Source organism: Streptomyces sp. NPDC057271 (genome assembly GCF_042668715.1).
GTDB lineage: Bacteria > Actinomycetota > Actinomycetes > Streptomycetales > Streptomycetaceae > Streptomyces.
This window is the reverse complement of sequence record NZ_JBHUYJ010000145.1, coordinates 1-15,992: the sequence shown is the minus strand read 5'-3', so window position 1 is coordinate 15,992 and position 15,992 is coordinate 1. Positions and strand designations below refer to the sequence as shown.

18 protein-coding genes and 2 pseudogenes are annotated in these 15,992 nt (G+C 68.2%); 14 read left to right on the top strand and 6 right to left on the bottom strand.

Annotated features, from left to right (window positions below; genetic code table 11):
• A pseudogene (locus tag ACFUJR_RS36265) lies at nt 1-84 on the top strand (transposase); the annotation flags it as partial.
• 7 nt (nt 85-91) lie between these two features.
• Here ACFUJR_RS36265 and ACFUJR_RS36260 read toward each other — a convergent pair.
• Nucleotides 92-223 (bottom strand): hypothetical protein, encoded by a 132-nt coding sequence (locus ACFUJR_RS36260; protein WP_383177036.1) that lies wholly within the window; start codon nt 221-223, stop codon nt 92-94.
• Between the two features lie 373 nt (nt 224-596).
• Between ACFUJR_RS36260 and ACFUJR_RS36255 the strand changes: the two genes are divergently transcribed.
• The 3 genes from ACFUJR_RS36255 to ACFUJR_RS36245 all read left to right on the top strand — a co-directional run bounded on the left by ACFUJR_RS36255 (nt 597) and on the right by ACFUJR_RS36245 (nt 3,401).
• Nucleotides 597-812: a DUF6243 family protein gene (locus ACFUJR_RS36255; RefSeq protein WP_383177039.1), complete on the top strand. Its 216-nt coding sequence runs from the start codon at nt 597-599 to the stop codon at nt 810-812.
• A 485-nt stretch (nt 813-1,297) separates the two neighbouring features.
• Nucleotides 1,298-1,453 carry a hypothetical protein gene (locus tag ACFUJR_RS36250; protein ID WP_383177042.1) on the top strand — a complete coding sequence of 52 codons (156 nt, stop codon included), beginning with the start codon at nt 1,298-1,300 and terminating at the stop codon, nt 1,451-1,453.
• Between the two features lie 103 nt (nt 1,454-1,556).
• Nucleotides 1,557-3,401: a hypothetical protein gene (locus ACFUJR_RS36245; protein ID WP_383177045.1), complete on the top strand. Its 1,845-nt coding sequence runs from the start codon at nt 1,557-1,559 to the stop codon at nt 3,399-3,401.
• Between the two features lie 514 nt (nt 3,402-3,915).
• Here ACFUJR_RS36245 and ACFUJR_RS36240 read toward each other — a convergent pair.
• The 5 genes from ACFUJR_RS36240 to ACFUJR_RS36220 form a co-directional block, all read right to left on the bottom strand.
• A complete protein-coding gene (locus ACFUJR_RS36240; RefSeq protein WP_383177048.1) occupies nt 3,916-5,103 on the bottom strand; it encodes a PP2C family protein-serine/threonine phosphatase in 1,188 nt (395 codons plus the stop codon).
• Nucleotides 5,104-5,328: 225 nt separating this feature from the next.
• Nucleotides 5,329-5,601: a hypothetical protein gene (locus tag ACFUJR_RS36235; protein WP_383177051.1), complete on the bottom strand. Its 273-nt coding sequence runs from the start codon at nt 5,599-5,601 to the stop codon at nt 5,329-5,331.
• A 45-nt stretch (nt 5,602-5,646) separates the two neighbouring features.
• Nucleotides 5,647-5,913: a hypothetical protein gene (locus ACFUJR_RS36230; protein WP_383177054.1), complete on the bottom strand. Its 267-nt coding sequence runs from the start codon at nt 5,911-5,913 to the stop codon at nt 5,647-5,649.
• Nucleotides 5,914-6,016: 103 nt separating this feature from the next.
• Nucleotides 6,017-6,226, bottom strand: coding sequence for a hypothetical protein (locus tag ACFUJR_RS36225; protein ID WP_383177057.1), 210 nt, complete (start codon nt 6,224-6,226; stop codon nt 6,017-6,019).
• A 4-nt stretch (nt 6,227-6,230) separates the two neighbouring features.
• A complete protein-coding gene (locus ACFUJR_RS36220) occupies nt 6,231-6,839 on the bottom strand; it encodes a DUF5994 family protein (RefSeq protein ID WP_383177060.1) in 609 nt (202 codons plus the stop codon).
• A 294-nt stretch (nt 6,840-7,133) separates the two neighbouring features.
• Between ACFUJR_RS36220 and ACFUJR_RS36215 the strand changes: the two genes are divergently transcribed.
• The 10 genes and pseudogenes from ACFUJR_RS36215 (at nt 7,134) to ACFUJR_RS36170 (ending at nt 15,669) form a co-directional block, all read left to right on the top strand.
• The gene (locus tag ACFUJR_RS36215; RefSeq protein WP_383177063.1) at nt 7,134-7,631 is read left to right on the top strand and encodes a DUF5994 family protein; all 498 of its coding nucleotides are present in this window, start codon (nt 7,134-7,136) and stop codon (nt 7,629-7,631) included.
• A complete protein-coding gene (locus tag ACFUJR_RS36210; protein ID WP_383177066.1) occupies nt 7,628-7,984 on the top strand; it encodes a PRC-barrel domain-containing protein in 357 nt (118 codons plus the stop codon). The genes ACFUJR_RS36215 and ACFUJR_RS36210 overlap by 4 nt, the downstream gene beginning before the upstream one ends.
• A gap of 26 nt (nt 7,985-8,010) precedes the next feature.
• Nucleotides 8,011-8,181 carry a hypothetical protein gene (locus ACFUJR_RS36205; RefSeq protein ID WP_181924584.1) on the top strand — a complete coding sequence of 57 codons (171 nt, stop codon included), beginning with the start codon at nt 8,011-8,013 and terminating at the stop codon, nt 8,179-8,181.
• Nucleotides 8,182-8,272: 91 nt separating this feature from the next.
• Nucleotides 8,273-8,395, top strand: coding sequence for a PmrA (locus ACFUJR_RS36200; RefSeq protein WP_383177069.1), 123 nt, complete (start codon nt 8,273-8,275; stop codon nt 8,393-8,395).
• 150 nt (nt 8,396-8,545) lie between these two features.
• Nucleotides 8,546-9,862, top strand: coding sequence for a Na+/H+ antiporter NhaA (nhaA, locus tag ACFUJR_RS36195; protein ID WP_383177072.1), 1,317 nt, complete (start codon nt 8,546-8,548; stop codon nt 9,860-9,862).
• Nucleotides 9,863-9,919: 57 nt separating this feature from the next.
• Nucleotides 9,920-11,160 (top strand): annotated as a pseudogene (locus tag ACFUJR_RS36190) (IS701 family transposase).
• A 927-nt stretch (nt 11,161-12,087) separates the two neighbouring features.
• Complete coding sequence (locus ACFUJR_RS36185) at nt 12,088-12,492, top strand: hypothetical protein (RefSeq protein WP_383177075.1); 405 nt, start codon at nt 12,088-12,090, stop codon at nt 12,490-12,492.
• Nucleotides 12,493-12,593: 101 nt separating this feature from the next.
• Complete coding sequence (locus tag ACFUJR_RS36180) at nt 12,594-13,337, top strand: ATP-binding cassette domain-containing protein (RefSeq protein WP_383177078.1); 744 nt, start codon at nt 12,594-12,596, stop codon at nt 13,335-13,337.
• 1 nt (nt 13,338) lies between these two features.
• The gene (locus tag ACFUJR_RS36175; RefSeq protein ID WP_383177081.1) at nt 13,339-14,607 is read left to right on the top strand and encodes a hypothetical protein; all 1,269 of its coding nucleotides are present in this window, start codon (nt 13,339-13,341) and stop codon (nt 14,605-14,607) included.
• A 630-nt stretch (nt 14,608-15,237) separates the two neighbouring features.
• Nucleotides 15,238-15,669, top strand: a complete 432-nt coding sequence (locus ACFUJR_RS36170; protein ID WP_383177084.1) for a hypothetical protein — start codon at nt 15,238-15,240, stop codon at nt 15,667-15,669.
• The last annotated feature ends 323 nt before the right edge of the window (nt 15,670-15,992 follow it).

Below are 15,992 nucleotides of genomic sequence, written 5' to 3'. Positions count from 1 at the left end.
ATCCGCCGCTACATCATCTGGCGAAACCGCCACGCCGACGACCGGCACCTACGCGCCGTCGTCGACAGGGCGAACGTTGCCTGATGCGGCACTAGGCCTGCGCGTCATCGCCCTGCCAGCACGGCCCACCGGTGTACCGGGCCGCCAGTTCTCGGCGCTGCTCGGTCGTCGTCTTCTCCGGGGGAACGTCGGCGAACTCGCTCTCGGCCTTGAGCTGAGCCAAGGTACTCCGCCGCGATGAAGATGTTCTGCCCCGGGTCCTGAAGGGACTCCTCCGGGGGAGGTCCTCCGGCCCCCAGGGCGCGTCGGCCTGCTCACGGATCGTGTCCGTGAGGTCGTCGAGGACGTCGGGCTGTCCACCGTTCGCCGACCAGGCGATGTCCGCAGGACTTCCTTGCTGCGGGCGCTGCCCCAGGCCGACGCCGGGACGGCGAAAGGCACTGGCGTGCGAGGCCGACGGGACCGGGTAACGTCTTTGTCATGTTCTTCCAGACGCCGATTTACGGGTGAGCGCGTGATGGGCGCCCTGCTGACGTCGCCGCCCGTCCCCCATCGATGAATCCGCAGATCACTTCACCTCATGACCGGGAGAACCCGTGACCGACAGCAAGAACATCAACAACCCCGTGGGCCAGGGCGGCGGCCAGCGCAAGAAGCTGTCCCGCGCCGAACGCCAGAACAACGGTCCACACCGCAACCTCGACCGCCAGGGTGCCGCCGACCGGAAGGCGGAGCTGGTGCGCAAGATGCGCGAGAAGACGGGCGCGGCCGAGGGCGTCGGGCAGACGGGCGACGACACCGCACAGAGCTGACGCACCGCCGCAGGGTGGCGCCGCACGGGTCAGGTCCGGGCTGCCCAGGATGCCCGAGGGCTGCTTGCCATCGCGGTGGTGCCGCACGTGGTGCGGGACTCCTGGACAGGTCCGGGCGACGACGAAGCCCCAGGTCTCTGACCTGGGGCTTTACAGTGGAACGGATGACGAGAATCGAACCCGCGCCACAAGCTTGGGAATTACCGCCGCTCGAACCATCCACACGGCTTCTGACCTGCGGATACACCCTTTAGTGGCGTCCGTGGCGAGGCCCCGTCTGTGCCCGTGGTGACCGCTGTTCACCGCCCTGAAGGGCACGGATGGGGCACGCGCCCAGCGGCGGGCAGGGCGATCTCCGTTGACTTCCCGACCGACGTGCCGACACCTGGGTGAACCGCTACCCGCGCAACGGGTGGACCGGATGGGCGGCGGGCATAGAGGATCTTCATCGAGGCTACCCCCCTTCACATGCTCAAGCTTTCGGTATGCATCCTGTCCGCGGCCGCGCTGATGGCCGGCCCGCTGCTCGCCGCCTCGCCCGCCAAGCGGTGACCAAAAACAACGGCCTCGTGGACGGCGGCCAAGGTCTCGACATCTGCCGCGTCCAGTCCGGCACACCACCCATGAACTGCGAACTCTGACCTGGTAGGCGCGCGCCGTTGCCGCCGAACGCCTTGGACATGTGTAGACCGCCCCCTTCGCCATCCGGCGAAGGGCTATGGAGTTCCTGAATCGGAGCCCCCGTTGACGCCCAAGACATACAAGCGCCAAGACGCCACTGGAATCGAAGCTCGCCTGTGGGACGCCGTCGTCACCGGCGACGAGGTAAGAGCCCAGGCGGGGGAGGAGGTGCCGGCGGGCCTGATCCGACAACTCGCCGTGGGCACGGGCCTGTCCAGGAAGCCACACAGGCTCCGCCTCACCGGAGCCCGGATCGCCGGCCTGCTGGACTTCGAGGCCGCTGCGCTGCTCTGCCCGCTGGAACTCATGGACTGCGACCTCGACGTCGTCAACGTGGAGCAGGCGCAGGCTCCGGCGATCTACCTCTGGGACTGTCGGCTCACGCAGCTGAGCGGGTCCCAACTCCGCACCGAGAACGATCTGGATCTGACCCGTTCCCGGGTGTCTGGCAAGGTGTTCCTCGTCGGAGCGCACATCGGCGGCCACCTCATTCTCGACGGCACGCACATCTCCAATCCGGGGGGCCGCGCCTTGGTCGCCGACGGCGTGAGAGTGGACCAGGACCTGCGGTGCAACGAGTCGTTCCGTGCCGAGGGCACCTCCCAGATGATCGGGGCCCAGATCGATGGCCAGTTCAGCGCCATCGGGGCCACGTTCAGCCACGGCGGCGGTCCCGGCGACCACGCACTACGAGCCACGCGGCTCACTGTCGAGGAACATGTGGTGTGGAAGGAATTCGTCGCCGACAAGGATGTGGATCTTCAGGGCTGCGTCGTCGACGGCCGCTTCGACCTGGAGAAATGTGCGATCAAAGGCCATCTGGACATGACCGGATCCTCCATTGGAGGCAGCTTGGACTGCTCCGGAGGCCACTTCATCCACACCGGGAAGATCGCGCTGGATCTGGCCCGCGCTGAGATCAAGCAGCACGTGAACCTGCGCAACGGCTTCCTCGCGGATGGGCAGGTCATGCTCGCCGGAGCAACAATCGGCGGGGATCTCTCCTGCGAAGGCGGCCAGTTCAAGCACGAGACGGACAGCGCCATCTTCGGCGAAGCCCTCAGGGTCGGCCAGGACGTCAAACTGAGCTCCCAGTACTTCGACGGGCACAACGTCGCGGAGCACTTCTCCGCGCATGGCCAGGTCACCCTCACCCATGCGGTGATCGGCGGAAGCCTCAACTGCATCGGCGGCCGGTTCGATAACGCGAAGCTCGTGGCCATCAGGGCTCTGGGGGCTCAGGTCAAACGCAGCCTGACCTTCAACAAGGACACCTCGGTGACGGGTCGCATCGATCTCCGGCGGGCATGCGTCGGTGAACTCCTCGACGGGGACTTCACCTGGCCCGTGGACGTCCACCTTCGTCGGTTCGTCTACGAGTCGCTGTACCACCCAGGTGAGCCCTCGAAGCAGGACGTCGACAAACGGATCAAGTGGCTGAGGCAGAGACCGTACGCGCCTCAGATCTACAACCAGCTCGCGCAGGTCTACCGGTCGGAAGGGCGTGACGAGTACGCCGAGGAAGTCCTCGTAGCCAAGGAGAAGGCCCGTCGAACCAGCCGGTGGGAGAAGTTCAAGGGCTTCATCCTCCGGATCACCGTCCGATACGGATACTCACCACTGCGCATCCTGATCTGGCTCGGCACCCTCGAAGTGCTCGGCGGGATCCTCTTCAGCGTCTTCCGCGACGACATCGAGCTCAGGTCCAAGGACGGCGAGGAGGCACCGTTCCAGCCCTGGCTCTACACCCTGGACCTCCTGCTTCCCGTAGTGACCCTGAAGCAGCGCGATCTCTTCATCCCGCACAGCACCGCCCTCTGGCTCTCTGTTGGCTTCACGATCAGCGGCTGGATCCTCGGCTCGGTCCTGGCGGTCGGCGTCGTCAACATGATCAAACGTCCCGTCTGATCGACCGCTCCATTCCGGGCGTATGGCGAAGGGCCGGCCGTCGGCACGACGCGCGGTCAATGCCAGGAGATGGAACCGGGACCAAGAGACAGGGCAGGTGGTACGGCGTCTCGCGGCAGGAGTCGCGTACGGCGGTAAGCGGTTCGCGGTCGCGGGTGTAGAGCACATTCGTCATCGAACGACACCCGTCCCCCTGCGGTTGTCGGTCTCCTGTACGAGTGACCGACGAGGCTACCAAGGCTCGCGATCAGACCGTGGTGCGGAGATGGCGCAGGTGCCCTGAGAAGTCTGGACAACGACGAAGCCCCGGGTCGCTGACCTGGGCCTTCGTTCAAGAGCGGATGACGGGAATCGAACCCGCGCCATAAGCTTGGGAAGCACCCGGCACTTGCGCCGTGGAATCGCATCTGACCTGCGGAAACGTTAGCCTGGCGTCGCTTCTTCGCTGTCTCCCCGGGTCCGTTGTTGTCCGCTGCTGACCGCCCCTACTGGCACGTTGTGGCACGGCGCTGGATCAGCCGCGCCACTCGACCAGGACGAGGGTGGCATCGTCCGAGGTGGCTTCGCCGCGTGCTCGCTTGAGTGTGTGGGACAGGTCCCGTGCCACCGCGCGGACGCCTCGGTCCGTCTTCTCCAGCTGGTTCACCCAGTCGAGCAGCTGTTCCTCGCCGAACTGCTCCTGGCCGCTCTCGTGTTCCTCGATCAGGCCGTCGGTGAAGCAGAGGACGCGGTCCCCCGGTTCGAGCAGCACACCGCTGACCTGTGGCTGTGCTCCGCCGAAGCCGACGGGGAGGGTGGTGGGGCTGTCCAGGCGGCCCATGACGCGGTGCTTGCGGATCAGGACGGGGGCGGGGTGTCCGGCGTTGACCCACTGGAGATGGCCGGTGGTCGTGTCCAGTTCCAGCATCTGCGCGGTGACGAAGTGGTCGGGGGTGAACTGCTCGGCCACGGCCCGGTCCATGAAGAGGTAGATCTCGGACAGCTCGATGCTGATGCGGCGGGCGTGCCGGTACGCGCCGATGGCCACGGTGGCCATGGTGGCCGCGTCCAGGCCGTGGCCCATGGCGTCGATCACGGCGAGGTGGAAGGTGTCGCCGTTCAGGGCGTAGTCGAAGCTGTCGCCCGCGACGTCGTAGGCGGGCTCCAGGACTCCGGCGACGGCGACGCGCGGCATGGTCATCGCCAGTGGTGGCAGGAGCGCCCATTGGATCTCGGCGGCGACGCTCATCGGCTCGCCGCGGCGGGTGCGGAAGAAGAGATCGGTGTGGCCGTTCTTGGTCTGCAGCAGGTCGGCGACCAGCCCCGCGATCCTGCGCAGGAGTCGGCGGTCCTCCTCGTCGACCGCGTCCAGGGTGACGGCCAGGACGCCGTTGTCGAGCAGCGCCACGTGGACGCGTACTCCGTCATCCACCGCCAGCTCGACCGGGAGCGACGTGAGGAAACACCTGCCGGCGTCCGAGCCGTCGATGGACAGCGGCTCGCCGCCCGTCAGCCCTTCGGCGAGCAGCGGAACCAGCCTCTGCTGCCCGTAGTCCTGGAGCAGGATCTGCGGGTTCCTGCCACCCAGCCGGGCCACCGTCTCGGCGACGACCAGTCCGACCCGGTGGGGCGCCAGCTCGTCGGCGCGGTCCAGGATCGTTCCCAGGAGTTCCTCTCCGAAGTTCTCCGAGCGATCGGGTTTCCCGAGCCGTCCGACGGTCATCCCGTTGCCTCCAACCGAGCGGCGACGGCCTGGTTCGGGTCATGCCGTACGGGGCGGGTGCCGAGGCCGGGTACCGGAGCGGCCCGGACCAGAGACGCGGCCTCCAGGATGCTTCTCGGCGGCCGGTCGCGCCACCCGGCCTCCGCCGTGCGGGGCCCGGTCGCGGGTCGTCGCGTCGCCCTCTCCGGGGCCTTTCGAGTCCGCCTGGTCCGGAGGTGGACCGGCTCAGTCGCCCTTTTCCTCCTCCGCCTCCATGAGGCGGATGCCCTGATGGGTGAGCGAGACCATCGCGGGTGTGTTTCCCGGCTCCCAGTCGACGGTGACCAGTCCCTCGCCCGCGAGGTAGGAGCAGGCGGCCGCGAGGTCCTGCTCCGGGATGCGCTGGTCGTGGTTGAGCGCGGCTCCGGTGATGCCGAGCAGACGGTTGCCCTCGGCGGCCGTGTAGAGGGCCTGGAGGATCTGTCGGCGGTACCGCTGCCGCTCGTGGAGTGTCGCCATGGCCGCGTGGTCCTGTCCTCGTGCGTGGCGGTCGTTCGTGGCCGGTCAGGGTTCCTCGGTGTGAGGTCCGGGGCCGGTGGGCTGTCTGCTGGTGGCGAGCCAGGTGCGGGCGGGTTCGGCGGCGGTCTCGGTGTCGACGGTGAGGTGGAGCCGTGTGCCGCCGCCCGGCGCGGGGTAGCTGCGCTGTTCCGCCCCGGCGAAACACCGGCGGATCACCTCGGCGACCGCGCGGGCGGCCTCGGGGGTGGCGGAGACGATGCGGATCTCGGCGTGACCCGCCTGCGGCAGGGGCTCGTTCTCGGTGGGGCGCAAGACGGTGTGCTCCGTTCGGGACGAAGGCGAGAGGCCGGCGGGTGGGTTGTCCCTGCTGTCGGATGCCCCACCCGCGGCCTTCGGTCGGAGGAGCGGTCTGCGGTCAGGGCCAGGTGCCCGTGGGCCGGCGATGGGCGATGCGCTCGGGCGGCCCGGGGTTGCCGTGGCCGGGGGGTCGGCTGAGGGAGGGGTAGGGGTCGCTGAAGCGGTGGGCCGCTATGCGTGCGTCGTGCTGGGCGTTGAGCCGGTGGATCAGGCGTGTGCCGAGCGCGATCAGGAGAGCGCCTGCCAGGAGGGTGATCACGGTCTCCATGTCCTCACCTCCCGGTGTATCCCGGCAGCGGAATCATCCGCGCGCCGACGGCGGGGTGCGTCGTTGGGCGCGGCTGCGGCTGCGGCTGCGGCTGGGGCGCCGGGCCAGCCCCGCCCTCACTCTCCCAGGCGCTCTCGCTGCTCCGCGCCTCCCGCATGCGGCGGCCGGTCGCGGCCTCGCCGGACATCAGCGCGCCCGCGGCGAGGACGCTGCCGGGGAGGGCGGCGGCGGTCATCAGCCGGGCCGCGGAGGCGGGGTCGGTCTCGGGCGGAATCACGAGCAGGTCGCAGCGGCCGGTCGTGTAGGACAGCAGGATGATCTTGTCCGGGTCCTGCTCGGTGAACCAGCCCGCGTGCAGCACGTGGCCGGTGACGGCGACCTTGTGCGGGACGACCGGCCAGCGGCCGGGATTCACCAGGACGCGGGTGATGCGGCCCCAGCGCCCTTCGAGGGCGTCGACCAGCGCCGGCAGCTCGGCTGCCAGGTCGCGTGAACGGGGCCACCAGGCGCCGTCGAGCGGACCGGCGAGGGTGGTCTTCGGAGTGAGCGACAAGCGGGCCGGAAGTCCTGGGGTGAGGGCGCGGTTCGCTGTCCTGTCGAGGGTGGTGGTCATGGCGGACCTGCCCCCGGGCTGCCCGTCGGCAGCCCGGTTTTTCGTGTTCCCCGGAAATGACACCTGCGTGGAAGCCGGTGCGCGAAGTACTTCCGGTACTTCCAGCGTACGTCCGAGCAGCCCTCTTTCGGACTGATGCGGGGAGATACTTCCGGTTCGTACGGACGCGTGCGAGGCGACGGGCGGACCTATGGGAGCCGGGGTTACCGTGAAAGGACGGCACAGTCGCTCCGCCGACGGCCTGTCGCCCCTCTCGGGCGCGGCTGACCTCACTCGTAGACGAGCGGATCCATCATGGCCGACTCCGACATCCCGCCCCCACCCCCGTTGCTCCTCCCGGACGAGATCCACCAGGCGGTGCGCCCCGGTACGGCTCTGCTCCGGCTGGAGACGACGCACTCCCGGCAGGGCGTCCTCGACGGAGCGTGGTGGCCGCGCACGCGCGACGTGGAGCAAGAGGTCCCCGCGCTGGTGGCAGCCCTGACCGAGCACCTCGGACCCACCACCCGGGTCGGCCTGGACACCACCGCGTGGGACGAGATTCCGACCCGGCTGATCATCGACGACCGGGTCGTCCATCTCGACTCCTTCCCCGTCGGCGATGACACCGTCCTGATCACCCGCGGCGACAAGGACCACTTCGCGCTGATGCTGGTGCCGCCGGACACGGAACCCGATGCCGCCCGCACGGCCATGGCCCGCGCGGTCCACGCCGACAACGTCACGCAGGCCACCGCGCTCCTCGTCGCCGAGCTTCCCCCACCGACGACCGAACAGGGAGGAGAGGCATGATCCAGACGGCGGACATCCGCGAGTGGCGCAACCAGGCCGTGGTGGACTCCGGCGGCCACAAGATCGGCGAACTGGAATCCGTCTACGTCGACACCGGCACCGACGAACCGGCCATGGCCACGGTCCGCGTCGGCCTGCCCACCCGGCACCGCCTGGTGTTCGTCCCCCTGGAGGGGGCGACGGTGGGACCGGGGTACGTGCGGGTCGCCCACGACAGGAAACTGGTGAAACGGAGCCCCTCCATCGGCACGGACGACGTCCTGCCCTTCGAGGACGAGGAAGCCGTCTTCCACCACTACGGCCTCACCTACGAACCCGGGGCGAACGGCGAACGCCAACTCGCCCGACGCTGAGCACCCGACCGCCGGGAGGCGGCCCCATGACACTCTTCCTCGCCCTGATCATCGTCGCGATCATCCTGGGCCTCATCGGCGCCGTCGCCGACGGGCTCCTCTTCCTGCTGTTCATCGGCATCGCGGTACTCGTTGCGGACCTCCTCTACATGGCCCTGCGCACCCGCCGCTCCGCCCGCCACCGCCCGCTCCGGTGATGTGAGGACCCTGCCACGCCCGTATCGACCCCGCACCGGCTCCGCCCCAGCGTCCCCGACCCACGACGCAGAGGACGGCCCCTCCACCGCCATGCTGCTCGCGCGCTCCCGGCACGCTTCCGTCCGTTCCCTGGAGCGGTACGCGCGTCCAGGCGTCGACGCGGTGGACCGGCACATCGCCGAGCGCGACCCTGCCGCCCGCCGCCGAAGCTGAAGAGCAGCATCCCCGAGGGTGCTCGTCCCGCCCTGGCAGGTGGGGACCGATAGTGTGCAAAGAACGCGGCAAGAGATGCGGGGTGTGCCGGGAAGCCTGGTCAGCGAACAAGGGCGCGTGTGCCATCTGCCGATGCCCCGGAGGACCCGTATGCCTGCTGCCCCGCGTGAGCGTTCCGTCTTCCTCGCTCTGCTGCCGTGGCCGGAGCGTGTACGGGTGGCGCGGGCCCTGCGCACCGAGACGGTCGGCGGGCTGGTGCTGCTGGCGGCGGCCGTGGTGGCCCTCGTGTGGGCGAACACCCCCATCAGCGGAACGTACGAGCAGATACGCGACGCCCACTTCGGCATACCCGCGCTCGGCCTGGACCTCTCGGTGGAGCACTGGACCGCCGACGGCCTGCTGGCCATCTTCTTCCTCGTCGCCGGGATCGAGCTGAAACGCGAGCTGGTGGTGGGCGAGCTGCGCACCCCGGCCACCGCGGCCCTGCCGGTGGTCGCCGCACTGTGCGGCATGGCCGTCCCTGCCGCCGTCTACCTCGCCACCACCGGGCTCGGCGGGGGAAGAGCGCAGGGCTGGGCGGTGCCGATGGCCACGGACATTGCCTTCGCGCTCGCAGTCCTCGCGGTGCTCTCCACCCACCTGCCCTCCGCCCTGAGGGCCTTCCTGCTGACCCTGGCCGTGGTCGACGACCTGGGCGCGATCCTGGTCATCGCCGTCTTCTTCACCGCCGACCTCAACCCGGCCGCGCTCGGCGGTGCGGTGGCCGGGCTGGTCGTCTTCTACCTGCTCCAGCGCTACCGGGTCCGCGGCTGGTGGTGGTACGTGCCCCTCGGTCTGGCGATCTGGGCGCTGATGTACAACGGCGGGGTGCACGCCACCGTGGCCGGCGTGGCGATGGGCCTGATCCTGCGCACCACCCGCGACCAGGGCGAGAAGGCATCGCCCGGAGAGCGGACCGAGCACCTCCTGCGGCCGGTCTCGGCCGGTGTGGCCGTGCCGCTGTTCGCCCTGTTCGCCGCCGGGGTGGCCATCTCGGCCGCTTCACTGGGCGAGGTGTTCACACGCCCGGAGCCGCTGGGCGTGGTCCTCGGACTGGTCGTGGGCAAGACCGTGGGAATCTTCGCCGGCACCTACCTGGCGGCCCGGTTCACACGGGCCCGCCTCAACCCGGACCTGGCGTGGGCGGACGTGCTCGCCGTGGCGGTGCTGGCCGGGATCGGCTTCACCGTGGCCCTGCTGATCGGCGAGCTCGCCTTCCCCGACCCGGCCGATGCCGAGCACATCAAGGCCGCCGTCCTGATCGGCTCGCTGATCGCCGCAGCCGTGGCCGCGCTGCTGGTCAAGCGCCGCAACGGGATCTACCGCCGCCTGTGGGAGGCCGAGACTCTCGATGAAGACGCCGATGGCCTTCCGGACATCTACCAGCAGACCGACCGCCGAAACCGCGGCACTGCCGGCGACAGCTAGTAGTACTTCGTTAGGTTGTTTTGATCGCACGGTCTTTGGTGGTGCATGCTGCCGTTTGTGGATCTTGGGGAGATCGAGCAACTGCGGGTGAGCCTTGGCGAGTTCGTTGCTGAGGTGTTCGGGTCGTTGAAGCGCAAGGACCAGCGTCGATGGGGGACTGCTACCTGCGTGGGCTGATGTTGGACGGGCGGCGCAAGTCGATCCAGCCGATGGCCGAGCGGCTGCCGGACGGGAACATGCAGGCGTTGCAGCAGTTCGTCAGCCAGTCTCCGTGGGATCACACTCCGGTGTTGCAGGCGGTCGCATCGAAGGTGTGTGCGGCGTTCGCCCCGGAGGCATGGGTGATCGACGACACCTCCTTCCCCAAGGCGGGCGACCAGTCGGTCGGGGCGATCCGGCAGTGGTGCGGGGCGCTGGGCAAGAAGTCGCTGTGCCAGGTGGGAGTAAGCCTGCACGCGGTCACGGATGCAGCTTCCGTTCCTTTGACCTGGAGGCTGTTCCTGCCGGCCGAGTGGGCGGATCCGTCCGACGGACGCCGGGTGAAGGCCGGAGTGCCCGAGGAAGTGGGGCACCGGGAGAAGTGGCGCCTGGCCCTGGACGCGATCGACGAGGCGCTGGGATGGGGGTTGGAGGGCCGGGTCGTCGTGGCCGATGCCGGATACGGCCAGATGCACGCCTTCCGGACCGGGCTGGCCGAGCGTGGCCTGGACTATGTGGTTGCTGTCCGTGCGGACACCAGCGCCCACCCTGGCGATGCTGTCCCGACCGCCCCTGAGCGGGAGGGGCGGATTGGTGCTCCGCGGCTGCCCCGCTATCGGGAGCCGGCCCGGTCGCTGCAGGACCTGGTGACGGCAGGCGGGCGGCGCCGGCTTCGGCGGGTCACCTGGCGGCGGGGCAGCAAAGGCACGATGAGCGGGCGGTTCGTGGTGATGGAAGTCCGCCCGGCTGGCGTCGCGGCGACGAAAGCCGCACGTGACCGGGCTGGCGGACGGGCCGCCTGGGACGGGGTCCTGCCGGTCGAGACTCTGATCGCCGAGTGGCCGCCCGGGCAGGACGAGCCCACGGACTACTGGCTGACCAGCCTGCCCGCCGGCACCGTACTGCGTCACCTGGTGCGGATGGCGAAGATCCGCTGGCGCATCGAGCACGACTACCGCGAACTCAAGCACGGCCTGGGCCTGGACCACTTCGAGGGCCGCACCTGGCGCGGATGGCACCACCACGTCACCCTCGTCACCGCCGCCCACGCCTTCCTCGCCCTCCGGCGCCTGGACCCAAAAGCCCAAGCGCCGGCCTGACCTTCTACCAAGTCCTCCACGCCATGCAGGACCTGCTGCTGTGCTGGACCGGCGCCTGCCCCACCTGCCATCGCGACATACCGGTTCCGCCCGGAACAGGCCGTCCCCCACCCAGCGAAACCTAACGAAGTACTACTAGAGGAGGAAGGTCATGCGCGCACGGGATGGTCCGCGCCGGCCACCCCACCCGCCACGTCACCCTCGACGACGGTGTTCTCGTCATCTGGCCCGAAGCGCGGGGCTATGGCACGCGAATGGCACGCGAGCTCTGAGAGGTCTAGACAACAACGAAGGCCCCGGTCTCTGACCGGGGCCTTCGTTCACGAGCGGATGACGGGAATCGAACCCGCGCTATAAGCTTGGGAATCACCCGGCGCTTGACCTTCTGCGCAGCGTCTGACCTGCGAAAATGTGCGGTGACGGCGTCGTCCCGGCTGCTTCATCTGACCCCTTGGTGACCGCTGCTTACCGCCCCTACTGGCACGTTGTGGCACGACCTGCCGTGCGGCGGCGGGGCGCTGCTCAGGTGCCGCGCAGAGAGCATCCCGTACCGGTGGGCTCGGCATGTGCCAGAACACCGCCGACGCCCAGCCCACGGTGATGGAGCAGATTCGCCCCGGCATCCCGCAGCTGTTGCATGGCGCAAGCTATGCCCGCCTTGAGCCCTTCAGGGCTTGATCGGCCGAGCGATCGCTGCTTGCCCTGGACCTGACGAACTTTCGCCGTCACCCATGGTGAAGGGTCGTGTACAGACCATGAATGCAGGTGATCAAGCCAGAAGATCGTTCATCTGTTCGGCTCTTGGGTCTGCGCAGCTAGGTTCGACGCCGGATCGCTGAGCGAATCCGTCGCGCCACGGGGGAGGCGTGCTGTCTTCCCTGTTCTCGTGCGCCATTTGACATGACGCCGTCAGTAGATTGGGTGGGCATGAAGGCTTTGAATCGACGTACGACCCGGGGTCTTGTGGTGGGGGCCGCGCTGCTTGGTCTCGCCGGCGGGACTCCGGCCTTCGCGGAGGGTTCCTGGTCGTCCTACATCTCGGGGTGGCAGTCGGGCAGCGAGTCCCGCAGATGGACCGACGGTAACAGCGACGCTGCCAGCACTTCGGTCGGGTTCAGCGGGTGCTCGACCGACGGCGGGAACGGCTTCCAGAGCGCCGGCCTGACTGTCTATAAGGATGTCTTCGGGCCCGACGAGAGTAAGGGCCTGAGGGCCAACAAGTGCAACCGGGTCTACTGGGGGGACCTGGCCTCCGGCTCGTACTACTTCGAGCTCAACGGCGTCACTTCTGGCCAGTTCCTGTGGGTGACTTCCGTGAACACGCAGTACTGACCCGGCCATACTGCCTGTGCCCCGGCGCCGTGCCGGGGCGCAGGCTGCATCGGACTCACCAGACAAGCTGCCTCTGCACGGAGCGCAGCGGAATGCGCGCCATGGCTCTGATCTTCGCAGGTCTCTCCTTCCGGTATGGAAGGAAGACTGACGTTTTCTCGGACTTCTCCGCACGGATCGAAAGTCCCTCAACTGTGCTTCTCGGTCCGAACGGGGCGGGAAAATCGACCCTCATGGCGCTGGCAGCTTCACACCTGACGCCAGCTGCAGGAACGGTCACATGGAGCGGGATCGGGCCATCCAACCGCCGTGAGCGGGCACGCTACCGCCGTGCTGTCGCCTGGATCCCCCAGCAGATCACCCCCATCCCTGGCCTCACCGTGCGCGAGCAGGTTGCATACTCGGGCTGGTTGAAGGGCCTCTCCAGGACTGCGGCATGGGAAGCGTCCGAGAAGGCGATCGCGAGAGTCCGGCTGGAGAAGCTGGCCGGGCGCAAGAGCCATGAGGTATCCGGCGGGCAGTTGCGTCGACTGGGCATCGCAGGAGCACTGACCCATCAGAGCGAGATCATCCTGATGGACGAACCGACCGCCGGCCTCGATCCCACGCAGCGAGGTGTGTTCCGGGACCTTGTGGCGGAGCTCAGCCAGTCCGTGAACGTCGTCGTCTCCACCCACCAGACCGAAGATCTGGCAGATCTGTACCAGGAAGTTGTCGTCCTGAGCGGGGGGCAGGTGCGATTCCAGGGCAGCACAAGTGAGTTCCACGCCCTTGCCGGCCATGTCGGCTCACCACGGGAGAGCGCCGAGGCCGCGTACTCGACACTCGTGGGCCGGGAGGTATGACATGCTCCTGCGCACCGTTGTGCGATCTTCGTCGGCCACCGTCCTGCTGCCGCTCCTGGTCGGTTTCGTCTTGCTGGCTCTCGGCGATGACCTGTCAGCCTGGGTGACACCGCACTACTGGCCATCGGCAACGGGCAATGCAGCCTTCGCCCTGCCGTTCGTGTCGGCGGCATGTGCAGCTGCTGCCGCGTGGGAGGGCGCCCGGCTCACGAAGGGCCGTGTCTTCGAGCAGACCGCAGTGCGCGGTCCGGTCGGTATCACCCTCCCCTTGCTGCTGCCCGTGCTGACCATGGGGCTGCTCGGCATCCTCGTCGCCTTGTTCACTTCCGCCGTCGCCGCCGACGTGCCGCTGGGCTCGCCCCACTTCGGGATCCTTGCAGCCGTCCTCGCGATGCTCGTCGCGAACACACTCGTCGGCTACATCGTCGGCCGCGTCATGCCAGGAGTGCTGGCAGCACCCCTGGCCCTGATCGGCAGTTTCTTCGTGACCGCCTACCCAGCATCATGGAGCACCTTCTGGCCGCGGTACCTGGTGGGCGGCGGACTGAGCAGCTGCTGCTCGGTCGACACAACAATCGACAGCAGGGCCTTGGTAGGGACCGCTGTCTTTGCCGCGGCAGCCTCCTGCGCGGCCCTCACACTGATCCACTTCCGCGGTAGAGCGGTGCCCCTGGGCACGGCTGCCGCACTGGTTGTCGGCGGTCTGGGTGCCTCGTGGGCCATGGTGCGTGACCTCGGACCGGAACCCCTCCAGGCCCGGGAAACACGAGCCTTGGTCTGTGACAACGCGGCAAAGCCCGAAATCTGCCTCTGGCCTGAGGTCGAGAATCCCGAGACGGTCCGCCGGGATGCCCGAGCGGCTACCGCAAAGCTGATGAAGGCCGGCCTTCAGGTCCCACCGACCCTCACGATGGCCGCCCACCCCGGAAAGGGCGCTCTGAAACTCGGCATCGCACCCAACCCGCGTCCAGTGGATATCGCCGGCGGAGTCGCTTCGGGCCTTCTCCCAGAACCACCCGCCTGTGCGCTCAATGGCGCTCCCTACCCTGCGGCCGCGGCTGCGGGACCGGTTGCCGCCTGGCTGTACGCCACAGCCGGTGTCCCTGCGGAAACTGTGGCCGGTCGCTTCGGACCGCAAGAAGGCGCATTCGCACAGCGCGTGATCAAGCTGCCCCCCGGCGAGCAGCTCGCCTGGTACGAGAAGAACCGAGCGGCCATGCGCTCGTGCAATACGCAGCCACACCTGAGCATTCCCGGAGCCAAGGGATGATCTGGTGGTGCAAGGTGCGGGCCGTGCCGGTCGTCGCAGCGGCGACCCTCGGCACTGTGGCGATCGGCCTGGCAGTGGGCAACATCGAGCTGCCCATTCCTGTCCTGGCAGGGCAGTCAGGGCAGTTCCTCCTAGCCCACCTCATGACGTTGATTCCGGCCGTCACCCTTCTCTACGGCATTGGACGAGGTGCCAGCCAGGCCGAGCACGTTGCCCTCCGCAACGTCCGATCCTGGGACTCCGCCCTCGGTGTATGCATTGCCCTAACCGGCATGCTTGCCGCGCTCGCCAGCTACCTGGTTTTGGACTCGGAACTCGCTGTGGTTCTAGGGCGGAATCTGGCTGGTTATGTGGGTCTCGCGCTTCTGCTGCACCCTCTGCTGGGACCGCAATTGGCTAGCGGGGCGCTAGCCGCTATTCCTCTCGTTCTCGCAGCCAGCGGCTGGGGGCCGGGAGGGTCGCCCGAACCTTGGGCGTGGCTCCTTCACCCGGCCGACTCAGCCATCGCCGGGGTCACCGCGGCCGGGGTTGTGTGCGCCGGTGCCGCGACGGCTGCTCTGTGGTCACGGCCACCGCTTCGCATCACCGCTCACCTCTGACCGGGGTTGCACAAGGCGTCCCCATCCACCCATGGAAGAAGGAACGATGATATCCGTGACCAAGCGTGGCCTCAGGTCCGTGAGCGTCGCCGCCGGCGTCCTGGCTCTCGCCGGAGTCGCTGCCCCGGCTCAGGCGGAAGGGAGCTTCAACTCCAGCATCGGCAGCTGGCTCGCAGGGTCCAATGAGTCCCGCCGGTGGACTGACAGGAATACGGATGCCACCAGCACGTCGGTCGCGTTCGGTGGCTGCTCAACGGATCCGGGCTCGTTCTACTCGGTTTCACCCGCCGTCTACAAGGATGTGTTCGGGCCCGACCAGAATAAGGGCACCAAGACCAACTACTGCGGCACGTCTTCCTGGGGAGACCTGGCCTCTGGCGACTACTACTTCAGGCTGGAGCTCATCAACGGAGGCGCGACCGGGTACCGCTTCTCGGCAACTGCCGTGACCGTCCGGTACTGATCGCTCTCAGCCCGAGCCACTCAAGGTGGCTGATGCCGTCTGCTCCCCTTCCAGGTGAGCAGACGGCCCCTTCACGCTGGGCAGTCTGCTGTCTCAGCATGCGCTGCTCTACGGCGCGGAACACCTTCAAGGGGCGCATCCCGTGAGGCTGGCGGCGATAGGCCGAGGATGGCGCCTTCGGCAACTGCAACTAGAAACTGCTACCGCTGTGACTTCGGCGTGAACCTGTGACGGCGGCCATGGCAAGCTCCCCATAGGCGGCCATTTACCGCCCCACTGATGGCCACGGGTTTCCCCGCGTACGGCCAGATTTCTCCCCGCTC

Coding starts and splice junctions, on each gene's coding strand:
- ACFUJR_RS36250 (WP_383177042.1), top strand. CDS start 1,298: ATGCATCCTGTCCGCGGCCGCGCTGATGGCCGGCCCGCTGCTCGCCGC.
- ACFUJR_RS36240 (WP_383177048.1), bottom strand. CDS start 5,103: ATGACCGTCGGACGGCTCGGGAAACCCGATCGCTCGGAGAACTTCGGA.
- ACFUJR_RS36235 (WP_383177051.1), bottom strand. CDS start 5,601: ATGGCGACACTCCACGAGCGGCAGCGGTACCGCCGACAGATCCTCCAG.
- ACFUJR_RS36225 (WP_383177057.1), bottom strand. CDS start 6,226: ATGGAGACCGTGATCACCCTCCTGGCAGGCGCTCTCCTGATCGCGCTC.
- ACFUJR_RS36220 (WP_383177060.1), bottom strand. CDS start 6,839: ATGACCACCACCCTCGACAGGACAGCGAACCGCGCCCTCACCCCAGGA.
- ACFUJR_RS36215 (WP_383177063.1), top strand. CDS start 7,134: ATGGCCGACTCCGACATCCCGCCCCCACCCCCGTTGCTCCTCCCGGAC.
- ACFUJR_RS36210 (WP_383177066.1), top strand. CDS start 7,628: ATGATCCAGACGGCGGACATCCGCGAGTGGCGCAACCAGGCCGTGGTG.
- ACFUJR_RS36205 (WP_181924584.1), top strand. CDS start 8,011: ATGACACTCTTCCTCGCCCTGATCATCGTCGCGATCATCCTGGGCCTC.
- ACFUJR_RS36200 (WP_383177069.1), top strand. CDS start 8,273: ATGCTGCTCGCGCGCTCCCGGCACGCTTCCGTCCGTTCCCTGGAGCGG.
- nhaA (WP_383177072.1), top strand. CDS start 8,546: ATGCCTGCTGCCCCGCGTGAGCGTTCCGTCTTCCTCGCTCTGCTGCCG.
- ACFUJR_RS36185 (WP_383177075.1), top strand. CDS start 12,088: ATGAAGGCTTTGAATCGACGTACGACCCGGGGTCTTGTGGTGGGGGCC.
- ACFUJR_RS36180 (WP_383177078.1), top strand. CDS start 12,594: ATGGCTCTGATCTTCGCAGGTCTCTCCTTCCGGTATGGAAGGAAGACT.
- ACFUJR_RS36175 (WP_383177081.1), top strand. CDS start 13,339: ATGCTCCTGCGCACCGTTGTGCGATCTTCGTCGGCCACCGTCCTGCTG.
- ACFUJR_RS36170 (WP_383177084.1), top strand. CDS start 15,238: ATGGAAGAAGGAACGATGATATCCGTGACCAAGCGTGGCCTCAGGTCC.